The following is a 19,387-nucleotide window of genomic DNA, read 5'->3' as shown; positions in this document are numbered from 1 at the left end:
TCTCTGCAAACTACGGTGCTCCGCATGAAGAGAGTCATCACGGTCGCGCTGGCCCTTGTGGTCAGCGTCCTGTTCAGTGTCACGGCGCCGCCGCTCGCCAGGGCTTCGGAGCGTGGTCCCGGGCCGGTTCCGGCGCCGCCCGGTCTGACCTCCGCCGAGGTGAGCTTCCAGGGGTTCGGCGGGCTCACCCTGCACGGTTCGGTCCTGGCGCCCGCGAAGGCGCGGGGGCCGGTGCCGGGGGTCGTGCTCGTCACCGGGTCGGGGGCGGGGGTGCCGCGCGAGCACCTGCGCACCGAGGCCGTGGAGTTCGCACGGCGCGGGCTCGCGGTCCTGATCTACGACAAGCGGTCCAAGGGCTACTCGAACCTGCGGCGTTCCTACTCCGAGTTGGCGGACGACGCGCTCGGGGCCGTGGGCGCGCTGCGGGCCCGTCCGGGCGTCGATCCCGCGAAGGTCGGGTTGTGGGGCCTGAGCGAAGGTGGCTGGGTCGCGCCGTTGGCGGCGTCGCGGTCGGCGAACGTGGCGTTCGTGATCGTGGTCGGCGGGAACGCGATGCCGCCGATCCGGCAGCAGGTCTGGAACGAGACGTCGGGGCTGCGCCGGGCGGGGGTGTCTGGGTCGCTGGTCGACCGGGCCAAGCCGGGGCTGGCGCGGCTCGGCGCGGACGCGGGCCTGTTCGCGGAGGCGTTCTTCGACGCACAGGGCGTCCTGGAACGGGTGCGGCAGCCGCTGCTCGGCGTCTGGGGCGGGCGCGACCTCCAGACCCCGCCGGAGGACAATCCGCGCCTGTTCGCGCAGGCGTTGCGGCGGGGCGGCAACGCCCATTACACGTTCCGTTTCTTTCCCGGCGCCGACCATGCCGCGCATATGACCGCTGACGGCGGCGAGACGCGGGGCGAGGCGCTGGCGCCGGGGTACGCCGATTTCGTCGTCTCCTGGGTCCGGGACGCGACGGGCGGCAGGTTGCCTGCCGCCCCCGCCGCCTTCACCAGCCCCATCGGGGCGGACCAGGACTATCCGAGCAAGGAGGTCTCGCCGTCGCCGTGGTGGGCGTCGGGCTGGATGCAGCTCGCGGCGTTCGTGCTGTTCGTCGTGGCGTTCACCGGGTATCCGCTGACGGCCCTGGTGCGGCGGCTTCGCGGGCGGTCGGTGCGGCCCGTGAGCCGTTGGGCCCGGCTGGCTTCTGGGGCGGGGATCACTGCGGTGCTTGGGCTCTTCGTCTACATGCTCTACCTGATGGCCGCCGGACGGTGGCCGGACCCGGGGCCTGTGCTGGGCGGCAGGCCGCTGCCGTGGCTGGTGCTTCAGGCGCTCGCCGTGGCGACCGTGGCCGCCACCGTCGCGACGGGCGTCGCGGCCCGGACGGCATGGCGCTCGCCCGCCGCGACGGTCGCGACGGGCGAGCGGGTTCGGATCGGATTGCTGGTCGTGGCGGGCGTGGTGTTCGTGCCCTGGGCGCTGTACTGGGGGCTCCTCGTTCCATGAGCCCGTACCGGTCAGCTTTCCTTGCCCCAGAGGTAGACGCCGATGCTCATGGCGAGGACGCTCCCCCAGCTGAAGACGGCGCGGACGTTGTTCCAGGCCGTCCAGCGTCCGGAGTAGTCCGACCAGACCTTCGCCGCCTCGGAGGTGGCCTTCGGGATCGTCACCGCGTCCAGGTCGTCGTTCATCGGGATGTTCACCGCGAAGCTCGGGACGAGCGCGCCCACGAAGTACAGGGCGGCGGCGACGAAGAACAGGATCGCGGCGGACTTGTGGCCCAGGGTCAGCAGGAACACCCCGGCCGCGACCGCGACCACCGGGACCAGCATGAACATCCCCACGAACAGCGGGTTCTGGATCTTCTGGTTGATGGTCTGCATCGCGTCGATCGCCGACCCGGGCCGGGCCGAGTTCAGGCCCGGCATCACGCCGGTGGAGAAGGCGAAGAACGCCCCGGCCATACCGGCCGCCATGATGATGGACAGAACCGCGGAGATGCCTGCGAGTGAGGTTTTCATTGCGTTCTCCTTGTTGAGCTCGATGGGTGTCAGCTGGTCCAGATGCCGGTGGCGGCGGCCTGCCGGGCGTAGTCGGCGAAGTCCCTCGGCTCGCGGCCGAGCGCCCGGCGAACCCCGTCGGCGGGACGGGCGTTGCGGCCGTCCAGAACGGTTCCGAACAGGTAGGACAGGAATCCGATGAGGTCGTCGGGGAGGCCGTGCTCCTTGAGGGCGGCGGCGTAGTCGTCCACGGCGACGGGGACGAACGCGATCGTGCGTCCGGCGGCCTGGCCGATCTCGGCGACGGCCTCCGCGAAGGTGAGCGCGCGGGGGCCGGTCACCTCGTAGACCTCGCCGGTGTGGCCGTCGCCGGTGAGCGCCGCGACGGCCACGTCGGCGATGTCGTCGGCGTCCACGAACGGCTCCGGCACGTCGCCCGCCGGGAGGACGACCTCGCCCTCGAGGACGGGGGCGAGCAGGTAGTCCTCGCTGAAGTTCTGCGCGAACCAGCTGGCCCGCACGACCGTCCATTCCAGTCCGGACGCCTGCACGATCTCCTCACAGTGCCGCGCCTCGTCCTCGCCGCGTCCCGACAGCAGGACCACGCGCCGGACCCCGGCCTCGGCCGCCTTCGCCGTGAACGCCTCGATCGCCTCCGGGGCGCCGGGCGCGGCCAGGTCCGGGTAGTAGGACAGGTAGACCTTCTCGACGTCCCGCAGGACGGGCGCCCAGGTGGTCTGGTCCGTCCAGTCGAAGGCGGGGGACGCCGACCGCGATCCCATCCGGACGGGGACGTCCAGGGCCTCCAGCCGCTCGACGACGCGGTGGCCGGTCTTGCCGGTCCCGCCGAGGACGAGGGTGAGGCCGTTCTCGCTGGTGTGCCGCGTGGTGTTCGTCATGCCCTCAAGTCAACAGACCGCCGAACCCGACCACCATCGTTGAGAGACTCGCCCGCATACGCGAGCGTCTACGCTGGTCGCATGGACGCGCTCACCGATCTTCTCGACGGACCGCGGGCGCGGGGGGCGTTCATGCTCCGCGCGGCGCTCAGCCCGCCGTGGTCCGTCCGGATCCAGGACGAGGCACCGCTGACGCTGCTGTCCATGGTGCGCGACGACGCCTGGCTGGTGTCCGACGACGCCGAGCCGAGGCGCGTCTCCCCCGGCGACATGGTGATCTTCCGGGGGCCCGACCCGTACACGGTCGCCGACGACCCGGCGACCGCGCCGCAGATCGTCATCCGTCCCGGGCAGCTCTGCACCACCCCGGACGGGACGAGCCTGTCCGAGGCGATGGACCTCGGCGTCCGCGCCTGGGGCAACGACCCGCACGGGTCGACCGTGATGCTGATCGGCACCTACCAGATGCGCGGCGCGGTGACGCGGCGGCTGTTGTCGGCGCTGCCGCCGATCGCGGTCGTGGGCGGCGACACCTGGAAGTCGCCGCTAGTCGACGTGCTCGGCGAGGAGATCGGCAGGGACGAGCCCGGCCAGGACGTCGTCCTCGACCGGCTGCTCGACCTGCTGCTGATCGCGACGCTGCGCGCCTGGTTCTCCCGTCCGGACGCCGAGGCGCCCGGCTGGTACCGGGCGCACGACGACGCCGTCGTCGGCCCGGCACTGCGGCTCCTGCACGACGACCTGTCCCACCCGTGGACGGTCGCCGACCTGGCGGCCGAGGTCGGGGCGTCCCGCGCGGCGCTCGCGCAGCGGTTCACGAAGCTGATCGGCGAGCCGCCCATGGCGTACCTGACGGGCGCGCGCCTCGCGCAGGCCGCCGACCTGCTGCGGGAGAGCGACGCGACGCTGGAGTCGGTGGCGCGGCAGGTCGGTTACGGCACGGCGTTCGCGCTCAGCACCGCGTTCAAACGGGAGCGCGGCGTCAGCCCGCAGGAGTACCGCTCCGGCCTCGCCGCCGTCTGAGCGTCCTCAGCGCTGCTTGCGCAGGGTGGGTTCGGCGCGGACGGGCGAGTCGTCGGCCGCGTCCGGGATGAACGGGACCACGAAGGCGTAGTCGGTCAGCACCGACTCCGGCACCTCGCCGGACTCGCCGAACGCGGCGATCTCGCCCCAGCACGGCGAGCCGAGCGACCCGCTGCGATGCCGCACCGACAGCCCGGCGCACAGGTTGGCGAACTTGAGCCGCTCGTCGAGCGGGAGGCCCGCGAGCGTGGCGAACACGAAACCGGCGGCGAACACGTCGCCCGCGCCGGTCGGGTCGAGCGCCTCCACGGGCAGCGCCCTGACCTCGGCCCGCTCCCCCGTCCGGCGGTCGACGGCGATGGCGCCGTCGCCGCCGCGCTTCACCACGACCACCGGGACCCGCTCGGACAGGGCGTCCGCCGCGCTCGCGGCGGTGCTCGTGCGCGTGTACGCCATCGCCTCGGCGGCGTTCGGCAGGAACACGTCGACGTGCTCCAGCCGGTCGAGGACCTCTGCGGGCCAGGCGCCGGTCTGGTCCCAGCCGAGGTCGCCGAACACGAGCGTCCCGCGCCTGCGCATCGGCTCGGCCCACTGCGGGACGGGCCGGTCGACGTCGATGAAGCACGCCCGCGCGGACGGCGGCGGCGGCACCGACGCGCCCTCGCCGGGGGCGCCCTCCCCCGGGACCGGACGCTCGTAGGTCACCATGCTGCGGTCGGAGTCGTAGGCCAGCGACACCGTCACCGGCGTGGACCAGCCCGGCACCCGCCGGGACAGCCCGAGGTCGACGCCCTCCTGCTCGGCGAGCGTCCGCCACAGGTAGGCGCCGAACAGGTCGTCGCCGAACTCGGCGGCCATCCCCACCCGCAGGCCGAGCCTGCTCATCGCGACGGCGATGTTGGCGACGCCGCCGGGCGCCGAGCCGAGCCCGTCGGTGACGATCTCGGTGCCCGGCGGCGGCAGCCCCGGCAGCCCGGTGAAGATCATGTCCATGAACACCCGGCCGGACAGGAAGACGTCCAGCCCCACCGCCGGGCCGGGTCCGGCGCGGCGCAGCCGGTCCCCCGCCGGCTCCCGTTCCGCGCAGGGATCGGCGAGGGACGGTTCAGGCGGCAACCCCGGCACGGTGGTCTGCTGAGTCACGAAGCTCCCCCCTTCTGGGGGGCGACCCCCAGACCCCCGGGTGGGGCCGACGATCCTTGCTCCGCTGCGATCACATCGGCTCCCCGAGCGTGTCTCTTGGCACGTTCCCACGGAACCTAGCCGACACCAGAGACAAACTGCCCGGGCGGGACGCCGAATATCGTCCACCTTCGCCGAGCCCCGGCGGAAATTCATGTCCGGTTCACCTGCCGCGACCCACCGCGACCACCCGGTCAAAGTGGTATTGACCAATTGTCACACCGGGACATACGGTGTTTCACGACAGGAACAGCATCGTAGGAGGCGAGCAGCGTGACATCCGTCGGTGAGTCCCGCCCAGGGAGCACGAAACGGCAGTCGGTGCGCCGCGAGCTGCTCGCGATGCTGGACGGCCTGGACGTCGGGGACGCCCTGCCGTCCGAGCGCCGGCTGGCCGAGGACCTCGGCGTGTCGCGGCCCACGCTGCGGCAGGCCATCGACGGTCTCGTCGCCGAGGGCCTGCTCGACCGGCGGCACGGGAGCGGCACCTACGTGGCCGAACCCCGTATCGCCGTCTCGCTGACCATGATCTCGTTCACCGAGGACATGATCAGGCGCGGCATGCGGCCGGGCGGCCGGGTCCTGTCGTTCCGCACGGAAGCCGCGGGGGCGCGGATCGGCAGGCGGCTGGCACTGTCACCCATCGAAGAGGTATTTACCATTCGGCGGCTGCGGCTCGCCGACGACACCACCATGGCCATCGAGACGCTCTACCTCCCCCGGGCGCTGCTGCCCGGCCTGCGCCGGCAGGACCTGGAGGGAGGCTCGTTCTACGACCTGCTGCGCGGCAACGGCGTGGAGATCGCCTCGGGCACCGAGACGATCGAACCGACCGTCACCACCGCGGCCGAGGCCGCCGAACTCGACGTCCCGGTGCACATGCCCGCGTTCCTGTTCCAACGGATCACCAGGGACCGCGACGGACGGCCCCTCGAATACGTCAGGTCCCTCTACCGCGGCGACCGGTACCGCCTGGAGCTCGACCTGCGACCACCGCGCTGACGGGGCGACAGCGCATCACCCCACCCCGGAAGTGAGGCCACTCACCCATGGACGTCATCAAGGACATCCTCACGTTCCTGGCCGACAACGTGTTCGGCCAGGTCCCCATCCTCATCGGGCTCATCACCCTCGTCGGCCTGATCCTGCAACGCAAAAGGTTCGAGGACGTGTTCGCGGGCGCGCTGCGCGCGACGATCGGCGTCGTCATCCTGTTCATCGGCGTGGAGGTGTTCACCGGCGGGCTGACCAGTTTCCAGACCGTCCTCGCGAGCGCGATGGACACGACGCCGCCGAAGGCCGACCGGACGCTCGCCGACTTCCTCAACGACCAGGGCGGGACGATCGCGCTGGTCATCACCGTCGCGTTCCTCGTCCACGTGCTGGTCGTGCGGCTGTTCCCGGCGGCCCGCTACCTGTATCTGACCGGGCATCTGATGTTCTGGGTCAGCACGGTCACGGTCGCGTCGCTGGTGACGATCGCGCCGGGCGCCGACCAGCTCACGCTGGTGCTGTGCGGGGCCGGGTTCGTCGCCGCGTACTGGACCGTCCAGCCGCTGTGGATGCGGCCGCTGATGCGCCGCGTCATGCCGGACGACCGCTTCGGCTACGCGCACACCAGCTCGCTGACCTGCCTGATCACCGGGTACGCGGCGCGTCCGCTGGGCAGCAGGGAGAAGCACGACACCGAGAAGCTGAAGCTGCCGCGCCAGCTGTCGTTCTTCAAGGACGTCAACGTCAGCACCGCGCTGATCATCTCCGTGATCATGCTGGTGGGGGTCGCGCTGGCCGACGACGGCGTGGTGTCCAAGGCCGCGGCCGACATGGACCCGAAGCTGTCCACGTGGGTGTGGGCGCTTCTGGTCGGGCTGCGGTTCGCGGGCGGCATCGCGATCCTGCTGTTCGGGGTGCGGATGTTCCTCGGCGAGATCGTCCCGGCGTTCAAGGGGTTCAGCGACCGGGTCATCCCCGGCACCCGTCCCGCACTGGACGCGCCGACCGTCTTCCCCGTCGCGCCGACCGCCGTCATGGTGGGATTCGTGGCGTCCACCGGCGTGTTCCTGATCTGCCTCGGCGTGTTCGCGGGGGCGGGCTGGTTCACCCTCGCCCCGCCCATGATCATGCTGTTCTTCGTCGGCGGCGCGGCCGGGCTGTTCGGCAACGTGGTGGCGGGCTGGCGCGGCGCCGCCCTCGGCGGCGTGATCACCGGCCTGGTGCTGGCGATCGGGCAGGCCGTCACCTGGGACCTGTTCGACCGGACCGCGCCCGAACTCGCCACGCTTGCCGACCCGGACTGGTACGCGATCGCGTGGCTGCTGAAGGCGACCGACCCGATCGTCGGCGTCCACTCGGTCTGGGCGGTGCCCGCCGTCGCGCTCGCCGCGATGGTCGCGACACTGCTGCTCCTCGGCCGCGCCGAGAAGCGCCGGGGCGTGGCGGACGACGTCGCGGAGGGCAGGACCCCCGCGAAGGCATGACGTTTATCACTGGAGAGGGAGCGACATGGCACTCGACCGGCAACTGGAGGTCCTCGCCGTCTGCGGCGTCGGGATGGGCACCAGCCTGATGCTCAAGATGACCGCCGACGACGCGCTGCGCGACCTCGGCGTGGACGCCCGGGTGGAGAACACCGACATCTCCAGCGCGCGCGGGATGACGCCCGACGTGGTGATCGGCCAGGGCATGCACACCAGCGAGATCGCCGACCTCGCGCCCGTCGTCATCACGGTCAGCGACTTCCTCGACAAGGACGGCCTGGCGGCCCAGCTGAGGGAGCGGCTGACCGAGCAGGGATGGCTGTCATGAGCGTCGTCGCGGCCGCCGACGGGGTGACCGCCGAGAACTGGCGGGAGGCCGTCACAGCGGCGGCCGCCGCGCTGGTCGAGGCGGGCGCGGCCGGTCCCGGGTATCCGGACGCCTGCGTCCGGGTGGTCGAGGAGAACGGGCCCTACATCGTGCTGACCAAGGGGCTCGCGCTCGTCCACGCCCGTCCCGAGGAGGGCGGCCTCGCGGTCGGCGTCGCCGTGACCCGGCTGGCGACGCCCGTCGAGTTCGGGCACCCCGACAACGACCCGGTCGACCTGCTGCTCGCGTTCTGCACACCCGACCCCGACGCGCACGTCGGCACACTGTCCGCGCTGGCCCGGGCGCTGTCGGGGGGCCTGGCCGACCGGCTGCGCGCCTCGTCCGACCGGGAAGACCTCGCACGAACCCTGAAGGAGGCGGTCTCCAATGCCTGAAGCCGTGTCGGACGATCCGCGCGCCGTGGGCGCGTCGCCGGGGCCGTCCGACCTCCCCGGCCGTGTCCGCGCGCTGCTGGACGACCTGGACGCCGTCTCCGGCGAGGCGATCGGCCAGGCCGCCGGGCTGCTGCTGGACGCGGTGGAGGGCGGCGGGATCGTGCACGTCGCGGGCGCCGGACACTCGCTGGCGATGGTGCTGGAGACGTTCTACCGGGCGGGCGGGCTCGCCGCCGTCCGCCCGATCTGGGACCCCGCCGTGCTGCCGCTCGGCGACGCGATCCGCAGCACCCGCGCCGAGCGGACCGCCGGGTTGGGACGCGCCGTGGTCGAGGAGGCCGCACCCGCCCCGCCCGACGCGGCGGTCGTGTTCTCCACCAGCGGCCGCAACCCGTACCCGGTCGAGATCGCCGCCGAGTGCGCGGCGCGGGGCGTGCCCGTCGTCGCGGTGACCTCGGCGCGGGCGTCGCGGGCTGCCACGGCGCGGACCGCCACGACCCTCGCCGACCACGCCGCGATCGTGCTGGACACGCGCGTCCCGCGCGGCGACGTCCTGCACCCGGCGGCGGCCCCGCGCACCGCCGCCGTCTCGACGATCCTCGCCGCCTATGCCTGGTCGCGGGTCCTCGCCGAACTCGACGACCTGGCGGAGGCGCGCGGCGCGGACCTGCCCCGCTGGACGAGCGCGAACGTCCCCGGCGGCGACGAGGTCAACGCCGCGATGCTGGCGCGCTACCGGCACCGCGTCCCGGAGCTGACCGGGACGGGCCGCCCGGACCCGGCGCTGTGGCATGATGCCGGAATGACGACCAAACCGACCGGGGACGACCTGTACACCGTGTTCACGCGCGGGGATCTCGGCGGCGACCAGCGGCTCGACCTGATGGAGTTCACCCTCGTCCTGGAGGGTCTCGGCCTGTCCTGGACGCGCGCCGAGACGCAGGACAGGTTCGAGAAGGCCGACAGCAACCTCGACGGCTTCATCTCCTACGAGGAGTTCCGCGCCATCATGCAAGCCTGGGCCCAGCCGCACTCCTAGACACGGCGGCCCCGCAGTTCGCGGTACGCGCGGACGAGCGCGGCCGTCGACGGGTCCGGTGTTTCCCCGGGCGGCTCGTCCGAGGTCAGCGCGGGCGCGAGGTCCATGGCCATCACCTTGCCGAGCTCGACGCCCCACTGGTCGAAGGAGTCGATGCCCCAGATCGTCCCCTCGACGAACACGACGTGCTCGTAGAGGGCGACGAGCGAGCCGAGGGTCTTCGGGGTGAGCTTGCGCACCAGGATCGTGCTGGTCGGCCGGTTGCCCGGCATGACCTTGTGCGGGACGACGGCGGCGGGCGTCCCCTCGGCGGCGATCTCCTCGGCGGTCTTGCCGAACGCCAGCGCCGACGTCTGCGCGAGCAGGTTCGCGGTCAGCAGGTCGTGCATGGCCGTCCCGTCGACGGCGGGCTCCTCGAACGGCTCGGCGAAGCCGATGAAGTCGGCGGGGACGAGCCGCGTCCCCTGGTGCAGCAGCTGGTAGAAGGCGTGCTGCCCGTTGGTGCCCGGCTCGCCCCAGAAGATCTCGCCGGTCTGCGCGACGACGGGCGCGCCGTCGGCCCGCACCGACTTGCCGTTCGACTCCATCGTGAGCTGCTGGAGGTAGGCGGGGAAGCGGGCGAGGCGCTGGCTGTAGGGCAGGACGGCCCGGGTCTGCGCGCCGAAGAAGTCGGTGTACCAGACGCCGAGCAGCCCCATCAGGACGGGCATGTTCGCCTCGAACGGCGCGGCGCGGAAGTGCTCGTCGATCTCGCGGAACCCGGCGAGCATCTCCCGGAACGCCTCCCCGCCGATCGCGATCATCAGGGCGAGGCCGATGGCGCCGTCGAAGGAGTAGCGGCCGCCGACCCAGTCCCAGAAGCCGAACATGTTGGCGGTGTCGATGCCGAACTCGGCGACCCGCTCGGCGTTGGTCGACACGGCGACGAAGTGCCGGGAGACGGCCTTGTCGTCGCCGAGCCTCTCGACGAGCCAGCGCCGGGCGACCTTGGCGTTGGTGAGGGTCTCCAGCGTCCCGAACGTCTTGGACGCGACGACGAACAGCGTCCGCTCGGGGTCGAGGTCGGCGAGCTTCCCGACGATGTCGGCGGGGTCGATGTTGGAGACGAACCGGCAGGAGATCCCGGCGTCGGCGTAGTCGTGCAGGGCCTCGTAGGCCATGGCGGGGCCGAGGTCGGAGCCGCCGATGCCGATGTTGACGACCGTGGTGATCGACTTTCCGGTGAAGCCCGTCCACTCCCCCGCGCGGACGCGTCCGGCGAACTCGGCCATCCTGTCCAGGACGGCGTGCACGTCGGCGGAGACGTCCTGGCCGTCCACGGTGAGGGCCTCGCCGGGCGGGAGCCGCAGCGCCGTGTGCAGGACGGCGCGGTCCTCGCTGACGTTGATGTGCTCGCCGGAGAACATCGCCTCGATCCGGCCGCGCAGCCCCGCCCGCTCGGCGAGCGCGACGAGCAGCCGCAGCGTCTCGGCGGTGACGCGGTGCTTGGAGTAGTCCAGGCGGAGGTCCCCCGCGGTCACGGTCATGCGGCCGACGCGCCCCGGATCGTCGGCGAAGAGCTCGCGCAGGTGCCGCCCGGCGAGCACGGCCTGGTGCTCGGCCAGCGCGGACCACTCGGGCGACTCGGTGATGTCTGCCATTGCCTCTCTCATCTCCTCGTGGACCGGCCGGACACCACGTCCCCCGGGCGCCCGCCGCCGACCCACGGGCGATCATAGGGCCGGGGCGCGCCGCGCGGCGGCCGACCGGAGCGCCCGCCGAGGACCGCAACGGCCGGTATGACGTTTGTCACGTTTCGGCTGGTCGCATCCAGGCAGCATCCGGACATGACGCCCATCGCCACGACCAATCCCGCGACCGGCCGGGTCGAGAAGACCTTCGACGCGCTGACCGACGAGGAGGTCGACCGGCGCGTCGAACGGGCCGCGAACGCGTACCCGTCTTTCCGGATGACGCCCATCGCGCAGAGGGCGTCGTGGATGAACGGCGCCGCCGACATCCTCGACCGGGAGGCCGACGAGGTCGCCGCGATGATGACGACGGAGATGGGCAAGACGCTCAAGGCCGCCGTCGCGGAGACCCAGAAGTGCGCGAAGGCGTGCCGGTTCTACGCCGCGCACGCCGAGGAGTTCCTCTCCGACCGGCGGCCCGCCGACCCGGACGCCGTCGGGGCACGGGACGCCTACGTCCACTATCAGCCGATCGGTCCAGTGCTGGCCGTGATGCCGTGGAACTTTCCGCTCTGGCAGGTGATCAGGTTCGCGGCCCCGGCGCTGATGGCGGGCAACGTGGGGCTGCTGAAGCACGCGTCGAACGTCCCGCAGACGGCCCTGTACCTGGAGGACCTGTTCCGCCGCGCCGGGTTCCCCGAGGGCGCGTTCCAGACGCTGCTGATCGGCTCGGCCAAGGTCGAGCGGGTGCTGCGCGACCCCCGGGTGAAGGCCGCGACGCTCACCGGCAGCGAACCGGCCGGACGATCCGTCGCCGCGATCGCCGGGAGCGAGATCAAGACGACCGTGCTGGAGCTCGGCGGCAGTGACCCGTTCGTGGTGATGCCGTCCGCCGACATCGAGGCCGCCGCGCGCGTGGCCACCGACTCCCGGTGCCTCAACAACGGGCAGAGCTGCATCTCGGCGAAGCGGTTCATCGTCGACATCGGCTGCGCCGACGAGTTCGAGCGGCTGTTCGTGGCGAACATGGCGGCCAAGCGGGTCGGCGACCCGATGGACGACGCCACCGACATCGGCCCGCTCGTCAACGAGGACGGCCGCGCCGAGGTCGAGGCGCAGGTCGCCGACGCCGTCGCCAAGGGCGCGCGGGTGCTGTGCGGCGGCGAACGCCCGGACGGCCCCGGCTGGTACTACCCGCCGACCGTGCTCGCCGACGTGACCCCGGAGATGCGGATCTACCAGGAGGAGGTCTTCGGGCCGGTCGCGGCGCTCTACCGGGTGCGCGGGGTGTCGAAGGCCGTGGAGATCGCGAACGCGACGGGCTTCGGGCTCGGCTCCAACGCCTGGACGCGCGACGACATCGAGCAGCAGCGGTTCGTCCGCGAACTGGACGCCGGACAGGTGTTCATCAACGGCATGGTGACCTCGTTCCCCGAGCTGCCGTTCGGCGGGACGAAGCGCTCCGGCTACGGCCGGGAGCTGTCGGCGGAGGGCATGCACGCCTTCTGCAACGCCAAGACCGTCTGGGTCGGCTGACGTAAGGCCAAGTTCTGCTTAACGGTCTCGCCAGGAGATCGCATGCTCGCCGTCTCGACGCCCGAGTCTCGACGTTTCACGCTTTCACCATCCCTCCCACGAGTGAACGCATGGGGCGCCGATGACACGATCGACATCCCGGGGCCACGGCCGCCGGTTCCGTCTCCTCACCGCGACCGGCGCCGGGTTGCTGCTGGTCCCGCTCGCCGCGTCCTGCGGCTCGGGCGGCTCCTCCGGCGGCTCGGGCGCCATCAGGATCGGCGTTCCGGCGCCGCTGAGCGGTGACTCCGCCTCCGCCGGGCAGGACATCCTGGCCGCCGCCAAGGTCGCCGCCGCAGAGATCAACAAGGCGGGCGGCGTGGACGGCCGGGACGTCGAGATCGTCGAGGCCGACGACCAGTGCAGCGCCCAGCAGGGCGCGCAGGCCGCGCAGAAGCTCCTCAACAGCAAGGTCGTGGCCGTCGCCGGGGGCTACTGCTCGGGCGCCGCGGTGCCCGCGATCCCGATCTACGGGCGGCGGAACGTGCCGTTCGTGCTGGACGCGTCCACCAACCCGTCCCTCACCGACACCGGGAAGGGCAAGGTCTTCCGCACCTGCGGACGTGACGACAACCAGGGCCTCGTCGCCGCCAAGTTCATGACGGGCCCGCTCGGCGCCAAGCGGATCGCGCTGCTGCACGACAACACGACGTACGCCAAGGGCCTCGCGGACGCGGCGGCCGCCTCGGTGAAGCAGGCGGGCGGCCAGGTCGTCTACCAGGACGCGCTGCAACCCGGCCAGTCCGACTACAGCCCCGTCCTCACCAAGGTGGCCTCGGCGAAACCGGACGTCCTCTACTTCACCGGGTATTTCGCCGAGGCCGGTCTGCTCATGAAACAGCGCGCGCGGCTCGGGCTGAAGTTCACGCTGATGGGCGGGGACGCGACGACCGACTCAACCGCGTTGAAGACCGCGGGCGCGGCCGCCGACGGCTACTACGCCACCACCGCGCCGCTCGCCAAGGACCTGCCCGCCGCCGCCGGGTTCGTGTCCGCGTACAAGGCCGCGAACAACGCCGATCCGGGCCCGTTCTCGGTGTACGAATACGACGCGGTGAAGCTCGTCGCGAAGGCCGTCGACGTCGCCGGATCGACCAACGGCAAGGACATCACCGAGGCCCTCCACAAGATAAAGAACTTCCCCGGCATCACCGGGCCCATCACCTTCGACGGCAAGGGCGACCGGACCGACCCGCTGTACATCACCGTCCTGGTGCAGCACGGCGCGTACACCGCCTACAAGAAACTCGACCCGTCCGGCGCCTGGGTGAACGCCAAGGCGTCATGAGCGAGTTCGTCCAGTATCTCGTCAACGGGCTGACGATCGGGGCGTTCCTCGCGCTGATCGCGCTGGGCTACTCGATGATCTACGGGGTGGTCCGGCTGATCAACTTCGCGCACGGGGACGTGTTCATGATCGGCGCGTTCGCCGGGTTCGGGACGCTGACCACGCTCGGCGCGACCGGCGGGATGGCGCTGCCCGCGATCCTCGCAGCCGTCGCCGTCGGCGCGCTGGCCACCGGTGTCGTCGGCACCGGGATCGCCAGGGCCGCCTACGTGCCCCTGCTCGCCTCGCCGCGGCTGGCGCTGCTGATCGCCGCGATCGGGGTGTCGCTGGCGTTGGAGGAGGGCGTGAAAGTGCTGACGGACGCCCGGTTCAAGTCGTATCCGAACACCCTGGACGGCGGGCATATCTTCAGCGGTTCCGTGCGCGTCACCTGGGGCCAGTTCACGCTGGTCGTGCTGTCGGTGGCGCTGATGGCCGGGCTGTGGCTGTTCGTGACGCGCACCATGACGGGAACGGCGATGCGCGCCCTCGCGATGGACCGTGACGCCGCCCGGCTCCAGGGCATCAACGTCGAGCGGCTCATCCTCACGACGTTCTTCATCGGCTCGATGCTGGCGGGGGCGGCGGGCGTGATGTACGGGCTGTACTACGTGCAGATCAGCTTCGGCATGGGGTTCCTAATCGGGCTGCGCGCGTTCACGGCGGCGGTGCTCGGCGGCATCGGGAACCTGCCGGGGACGATGGTCGCGGGCGTCGCGATCGGGCTCGTCCAGTCGTTCTCCGCCGGGTACGTCTCGTCCCGCTGGACGGACGTCATCATCTTCGGGCTGCTCATCGGCGTGCTGGCGCTGAGACCCACCGGCCTGTTCGGCGAACGTGTCGTGGAGCGCGTATGAGGGCGCGGACGGCGAATCTCGGACGCTGGGAGTCACCCGTCCGGTACGGGGGCTGGCCGCTGCTGGTCGTGGTCGCGCTCGTCGCCGGGCAGGTCATGGACGACTACGGCCTCACCGTCGGCGCCACGATCCTGATCTACGCCATCCTCGGCCTCGGCATCAACATCGTCGTCGGGTACGCGGGCCTGCTGGACCTCGGGTTCGCCGCGTTCTTCGCGATCGGCGCGTACACGTCGGGGCTGCTGATGGTGAAGCTGGAGTGGAACTTCTGGCTCACGCTGCCCGTCGCGGTGGCCGCCGCCGGGGTCGCCGGGGTCGTGATCGGGTATCCGACGCTGCGGCTGCGCAGCGACTACCTCGCGATCGTCACGCTCGGCTTCGGCGAGATCATCCGGATCACCGTGATCAATCTGGACGTCACCGGCGGGCCGAACGGCCTCACCGGCATCCCGCCGGTGACGCTCGGCGGCCGCGAGATCGTCATGCCGAAGGACTTCTACCATCTGGCGCTGGCGTTCTTCGTCGTCGTGCTGGCGGCGACGGCGCTGCTCGCCCGGTCGCGGCTCGCGTACGCGTGGCGGGCCATCCGGTCCGACGACACCGCCGCCGAGGCGGTCGGGGTGCCCGCGCGGCGGGTGAAGCTGCTCGCCTACGTCCTCGGCGCGATGGCGGGCGCGGTCGCCGGGCCGCTGAACGCCGCGCAGCTCGGGACCGTCGACCCGTCCAGCTTCACGTTCCTGACCTCGCTGATGATCCTGCTCGTGGTGATCATCGGGGGGATGGGCAGCCGTCCCGGCGTCATGATCGGCGCGGTGGTGATCATCGCGTTGCCGGAGGTGCTGCGCAGCGTCCAGGAGTATCGGGGGCTGTTCTTCGCGCTGCTGCTCATCCTGATCGTCCTGCTACGCCCACAGGGGGTGTGGCCCTACCGGCCACGGCGGCTCCGGCTGCCGCCGGAGGCGGGCCCCGCGCCGCAACTCCCGGCCGCGACGGGGACGCTCCTGGACGTCGGCGGCCTGTCGCGGAGCTTCGGTGGCGTCACCGCCGTGGAGGGGCTCGCGCTTCGCGCGGACGCCGGGCAGGTGGTCAGCGTGATCGGGCCGAACGGCGCGGGCAAGACCACGGCGTTCAACTGCATCACCGGCATGATCCCGCCGTCCGCCGGGACCATCATGCTCGGCGGACGGAACGTCCGCGGCAAGGCCCCACACCGGGTCGCCGCCGCCGGGCTCGCCCGCACGTTCCAGAGCATCCGGCTGTTCGACGAGATGACCGTCGCGGAGAACGTGCTGATCGGCCGGTTCGCGCGTGACCGGGGCCTGCTGCGGCCGCTGTCGCGCGCCGACCTGGACGCCGTGCACCGCTGCCTGGACTTCGTCGGCCTGCTCAACGCGGCGGACCGTCCCGCCGGTGGCCTCGCCTACGGCGACCGGCGGCGTCTGGAGATCGCCCGGGCGCTCGCGGGCGACCCGCGCGTCCTGCTGCTGGACGAACCGGCGGCGGGCGCGAACCCGACCGAGAAACGGGCGCTGATGGAGCTGATCGCCCGGATCGGCGCGCTCGGCACGGCCGTCGTGCTGATCGAACACGATGTCGCGCTCGTCATGTCGATCTCCGACCGGGTGACCGTGCTGGAGTACGGCCGCACGATCGCGGAGGGCCCGCCCGCCGAGATCCAGGAGGACCGGCGGGTCATCGCCGCGTATCTCGGCGTCCCCGACGACCCGGAACCCGACCTCGTCACGGAGGTGCCGCTGTGACGCTTCTGCGCGTGGACGACCTGCGCAGCCGCTACGGGCAGGTCAAGGCGCTGTCCGGCATCTCGTTCGAGGTCGCCGAGGGCGAGATCGTCGCGCTGCTCGGCAGCAACGGCGCGGGCAAGACCACCGCCCTCCGCACGATCACCGGCCTGCACCGGGCCCGGGCGGGACGCGTCGAGTTCGACGGCCGCGACATCACCCGCCTGGACGCCCACCGGATCGTCGCGGCGGGCCTCGGGCACGTCCCGGAGGGCCGCCGCGTGTTCCCGGCGCTGACCGTCGCCGAGAACCTGCTGCTCGGCGGCTACCTGCGCCGCCGCGACCGGGCCGGGGTCGCGGCCCGCCGCGACGAGGTGTACGCGATGTTCCCCCGGCTCGGGGAACGGCGCGGCCAGCTCGCCGGACTCCTGTCGGGCGGCGAGCAGCAGTTGCTCGCGATCGGCCGCGCGCTGATGCAGCGCCCCCGTCTCCTCGCCCTGGACGAGCCGACGATGGGCCTCGCTCCGCGCACGGCGCAGCAGGTGCTGCACGTCGTCCGGGACATCCGCGACCAGGGCACCACGATCCTGATCGTCGAACAGAACGCCCACCAGACCCTCCGCCTGGCCGACCGCGCGTACGTGTTGGAGACGGGCCGCATCGTCATGTCCGGCACCGCGTCCGACCTCGCCCAGGACCCCCGGGTGAAGGCCGCCTACCTGGGCGGCGACCCCGTCATCGACTCCGCCTGAGGAGGTCGTCCGCCGCGTCCTGGATGGCCGTCTCGGAGAGGAGGACGTGGTGGGCGGCGTCGCCGAGGGGGATGAACGTGTCCTCGCTGGCGACCCTGGCGGTTCGGCCCTGGAAGCCCGCGTCGGCGAGGGCGGTCAGGACGGCCTCGGACACGCCGCCGGTGCGGCGCGTCTCGTCGGCGACCAGGACGGTGCCGGTCGCGTCGGCCTCGCGGAGCAGGTCGTCCACGGGGAGCGGCGCGAGCCAGCGCAGGTCGACGACGCGGCAGCCGATGCCCCGGGATTCCAGACGGCGAGCGGCGCGCAGGCTCATGCGCAGGCCGTTCGCGAAGGTGACGATGGTGAGGTCGCGGCCGTCCCCGTAGGTGCGGGCGCGGCCGATCGGGACGGTGCCGCCGGGCGGTGCGAGCCAGCCGCCGTCGTCCTCGTCGTGCAGATCGCGGACGTGGTAGAGCGCGATCGGCTCCAGGAACACGCAGACGTGCCCGCCGGTCTCGGCGGCGTTCACGCAGGCGCGGAGCATTCCGGCGGCGTCGTCAGGCCGGGCCGGTGAGGCGATGACCAGGCCCGGGATGTCGCGCAGGGCGGCGACGGCGTTGTCGTTGTGGAAGTGGCCGCCGAAGCCCTTCTGGTAGGCGTAACCGGGGACGCGGACGACCATCGGGTTGCGGTACCGGCCCGAGGAGAAGAATGGCAGCGTCGCCGCCTCGCCGCGGATCTGGTCGGCGGCGTTGTGCAGGTAGGCGAGGTACTGGATCTCGGGGACGGGCACCATCCCCGCCAGGCCGAACCCGAGCGCGAGGCCGAGGATCGACTGCTCGTCCAGGATCGTGTCGAACACCCGGGCCGCCCCGCCCCGTTTCAGCAGGCCGCGGGTGACGCCGTAGACGCCGCCCTTGCGGGCCACGTCCTCGCCGAAGACCAGCAGGCCGGGGTGCTCGTCGAGGAGGTCGCCGAGCGTGTGGTTGATCGCTTGGGCGACCGTCATCGGTGAGCCTGTCGCTGGTGCCTCGTGGTCGGTTCTCGTGAGACGGAGCGGGGCCATCACGGCGGCGGCCGAGGCGAGGCGGGGCGCGGTGGCGACTTTCGCGGCCAGGGCCGTGACCTCGGCGCGTTTCGCCTCGTAGCGGTCGATGATCTCGGCGGGCGTCGCCGCGCCGGTGGTGACGAGCATGCGCGCCGTCTGGAGGAGGGGGTCTCGGTCGAGGTCGGTGGCCAGTTCGGCGGGCGTCCGGTAGGACGATTCGACGTCGGAGCCCGCGTGGCCCATCAGCCGGACGGTCCGCAGGTGCAGGAACGCCGGGCGGCGACGTTCGCGCACCCAGTCGACGGCCTGGGACGCCACCGCCTGTGCATCGGCGAGGTCGCAGCCATCGGCGTGGAAGTAGGCGAGCCCAGGACGCGACCCATACGCGGCGTGGATCCAACCGGGCGGGGTGCGGACGCTGATACCGAGACCGTTGTCCTCGCAGACGAACAACAGTGGCAACGGAAGCCCCTGGTACCCGCAGTTCACGGCGGCGTTGATGGCGCCGGTGGCCGTGGAGTGGTTGGCGGAGGCGTCACCGAAGCTGCACACGGTGACCGCGTCACGCGGCCAGGGTGTGTCCAGGCCGAGTCGCGCGGCGCGTTCGATCGCGAAGGCGACGCCCAGCGCGCGCGGGAGATGCGAGGCGATCGTGGACGTCTGCGGAATGACGTGGAGGCGATGGCTGCCGAACACCTTGTGACGACCGCCCGCGATGGGTTCCTCGGCGGCGGCGACCAGGCCCAGGAGGACGTCGCGGAGCGGGTCCCCGCCGGGCACCTGGCGGGCCCGCTCCAGGAAGAACGCGCCCGACCGGTAGTGCAGCAGCGCCGGGTCGTCGGGACGGAGCGCGGCGGCGACGGCGGCGTTCCCCTCATGGCCGGACGACCCGATCGTGTAGTAGCCGTGCCCGTCGGCGCGGAGCCGCCGGGCCGCGAAGTCAAGGTGCCTGCTGCCGAGCTGGGCGTCGAACAGGTTCAGGAGACGCACGGCGTCCGGTGGGACGGGCACGTCCGGCGGCACGAGGGACGCGACCGTCTCCAGGAAGTGAACGTCGGCGGGCTCGGTCATGGGTCTCC

17 protein-coding genes are annotated in these 19,387 nt (G+C 72.0%); 12 read left to right on the top strand and 5 right to left on the bottom strand.

What is annotated here, in order from left to right; all coding sequences use genetic code 11:
- The first annotated feature begins 24 nt into the window (after positions 1–24).
- Entirely contained in the window at positions 25–1,485 is a 1,461-nt protein-coding gene (locus tag ABD808_RS05285; protein ID WP_344890660.1) for an alpha/beta hydrolase family protein, read from the top strand.
- A gap of 11 nt (positions 1,486–1,496) precedes the next feature.
- Here ABD808_RS05285 and ABD808_RS05280 read toward each other — a convergent pair whose 3' ends face one another.
- Both ABD808_RS05280 and ABD808_RS05275 read right to left on the bottom strand, forming a co-directional pair.
- The gene (locus ABD808_RS05280; protein ID WP_344890657.1) at positions 1,497–2,000 is read right to left on the bottom strand and encodes an anthrone oxygenase family protein; all 504 of its coding nucleotides are present in this window, start codon (positions 1,998–2,000) and stop codon (positions 1,497–1,499) included.
- Between the two features lie 29 nt (positions 2,001–2,029).
- Complete coding sequence (locus ABD808_RS05275) at positions 2,030–2,878, bottom strand: NAD(P)H-binding protein (protein ID WP_344890654.1); 849 nt, start codon at positions 2,876–2,878, stop codon at positions 2,030–2,032.
- 81 nt (positions 2,879–2,959) lie between these two features.
- Here ABD808_RS05275 and ABD808_RS05270 point away from each other — a divergent pair, with 81 nt between their 5' ends.
- On the top strand, positions 2,960–3,901 hold the full coding sequence (locus ABD808_RS05270; protein ID WP_344890648.1) for an AraC family transcriptional regulator: 942 nt from the start codon (positions 2,960–2,962) through the stop codon (positions 3,899–3,901).
- 6 nt (positions 3,902–3,907) lie between these two features.
- Here ABD808_RS05270 and ABD808_RS05265 read toward each other — a convergent pair whose 3' ends face one another.
- Positions 3,908–5,044, bottom strand: coding sequence for a carbohydrate kinase family protein (locus ABD808_RS05265; protein WP_344890645.1), 1,137 nt, complete (start codon positions 5,042–5,044; stop codon positions 3,908–3,910).
- Between the two features lie 312 nt (positions 5,045–5,356).
- On the opposite strand from ABD808_RS05265, the gene ABD808_RS05260 reads away from it, so the two are divergent.
- The 5 genes from ABD808_RS05260 to ABD808_RS05240 are packed head-to-tail and all read left to right on the top strand — an operon-like array spanning position 5,357 to position 9,361.
- Entirely contained in the window at positions 5,357–6,085 is a 729-nt protein-coding gene (locus tag ABD808_RS05260) for a GntR family transcriptional regulator (RefSeq protein ID WP_344890642.1), read from the top strand.
- A gap of 47 nt (positions 6,086–6,132) precedes the next feature.
- Positions 6,133–7,560, top strand: coding sequence for a PTS ascorbate transporter subunit IIC (gene ulaA, locus ABD808_RS05255; RefSeq protein ID WP_344890640.1), 1,428 nt, complete (start codon positions 6,133–6,135; stop codon positions 7,558–7,560).
- A 25-nt stretch (positions 7,561–7,585) separates the two neighbouring features.
- Complete coding sequence (locus ABD808_RS05250; RefSeq protein WP_344890637.1) at positions 7,586–7,888, top strand: PTS sugar transporter subunit IIB; 303 nt, start codon at positions 7,586–7,588, stop codon at positions 7,886–7,888.
- Positions 7,885–8,322, top strand: a complete 438-nt coding sequence (locus ABD808_RS05245) for a PTS sugar transporter subunit IIA (RefSeq protein ID WP_344890634.1) — start codon at positions 7,885–7,887, stop codon at positions 8,320–8,322. The genes ABD808_RS05250 and ABD808_RS05245 overlap by 4 nt, the downstream gene beginning before the upstream one ends.
- On the top strand, positions 8,315–9,361 hold the full coding sequence (locus ABD808_RS05240) for a sugar isomerase domain-containing protein (protein WP_344890629.1): 1,047 nt from the start codon (positions 8,315–8,317) through the stop codon (positions 9,359–9,361). Before ABD808_RS05245 ends, ABD808_RS05240 begins: the two co-directional genes overlap by 8 nt.
- On the opposite strand, the gene pgi is transcribed toward ABD808_RS05240, so the two are convergent.
- Positions 9,358–11,001 carry a glucose-6-phosphate isomerase gene (gene pgi / locus ABD808_RS05235; RefSeq protein ID WP_344890627.1) on the bottom strand — a complete coding sequence of 548 codons (1,644 nt, stop codon included), beginning with the start codon at positions 10,999–11,001 and terminating at the stop codon, positions 9,358–9,360. The two genes, ABD808_RS05240 and pgi, sit on opposite strands and share 4 nt — an antisense overlap.
- A gap of 186 nt (positions 11,002–11,187) precedes the next feature.
- Between pgi and ABD808_RS05230 the strand changes: the two genes are divergently transcribed.
- The 5 genes from ABD808_RS05230 (at position 11,188) to ABD808_RS05210 (ending at position 17,281) form a co-directional block, all read left to right on the top strand.
- Entirely contained in the window at positions 11,188–12,567 is a 1,380-nt protein-coding gene (locus ABD808_RS05230) for an NADP-dependent succinic semialdehyde dehydrogenase (protein WP_344890623.1), read from the top strand.
- A 121-nt stretch (positions 12,568–12,688) separates the two neighbouring features.
- The gene (locus tag ABD808_RS05225; RefSeq protein ID WP_344890620.1) at positions 12,689–13,894 is read left to right on the top strand and encodes a branched-chain amino acid ABC transporter substrate-binding protein; all 1,206 of its coding nucleotides are present in this window, start codon (positions 12,689–12,691) and stop codon (positions 13,892–13,894) included.
- Positions 13,891–14,790 (top strand): branched-chain amino acid ABC transporter permease, encoded by a 900-nt coding sequence (locus tag ABD808_RS05220; protein WP_344890617.1) that lies wholly within the window; start codon positions 13,891–13,893, stop codon positions 14,788–14,790. The genes ABD808_RS05225 and ABD808_RS05220 overlap by 4 nt, the downstream gene beginning before the upstream one ends.
- Positions 14,787–16,550 (top strand): branched-chain amino acid ABC transporter ATP-binding protein/permease, encoded by a 1,764-nt coding sequence (locus tag ABD808_RS05215; RefSeq protein WP_344890614.1) that lies wholly within the window; start codon positions 14,787–14,789, stop codon positions 16,548–16,550. The genes ABD808_RS05220 and ABD808_RS05215 overlap by 4 nt, the downstream gene beginning before the upstream one ends.
- Complete coding sequence (locus ABD808_RS05210; protein ID WP_344890611.1) at positions 16,547–17,281, top strand: ABC transporter ATP-binding protein; 735 nt, start codon at positions 16,547–16,549, stop codon at positions 17,279–17,281. The genes ABD808_RS05215 and ABD808_RS05210 overlap by 4 nt, the downstream gene beginning before the upstream one ends.
- Here ABD808_RS05210 and ABD808_RS05205 read toward each other — a convergent pair.
- Positions 17,265–19,379, bottom strand: coding sequence for a thiamine pyrophosphate-dependent enzyme (locus ABD808_RS05205; protein ID WP_344890608.1), 2,115 nt, complete (start codon positions 19,377–19,379; stop codon positions 17,265–17,267). The genes ABD808_RS05210 and ABD808_RS05205 overlap by 17 nt on opposite strands.
- Positions 19,380–19,387: the final 8 nt, after the last annotated feature.

It is taken from the genome of Actinomadura meridiana (genome assembly GCF_039537545.1).
Lineage (GTDB): Bacteria > Actinomycetota > Actinomycetes > Streptosporangiales > Streptosporangiaceae > Spirillospora > Spirillospora meridiana.
The sequence above is the reverse complement of the archived record's forward strand: the minus strand, read 5'-3'. Positions and strand labels throughout refer to the sequence as shown.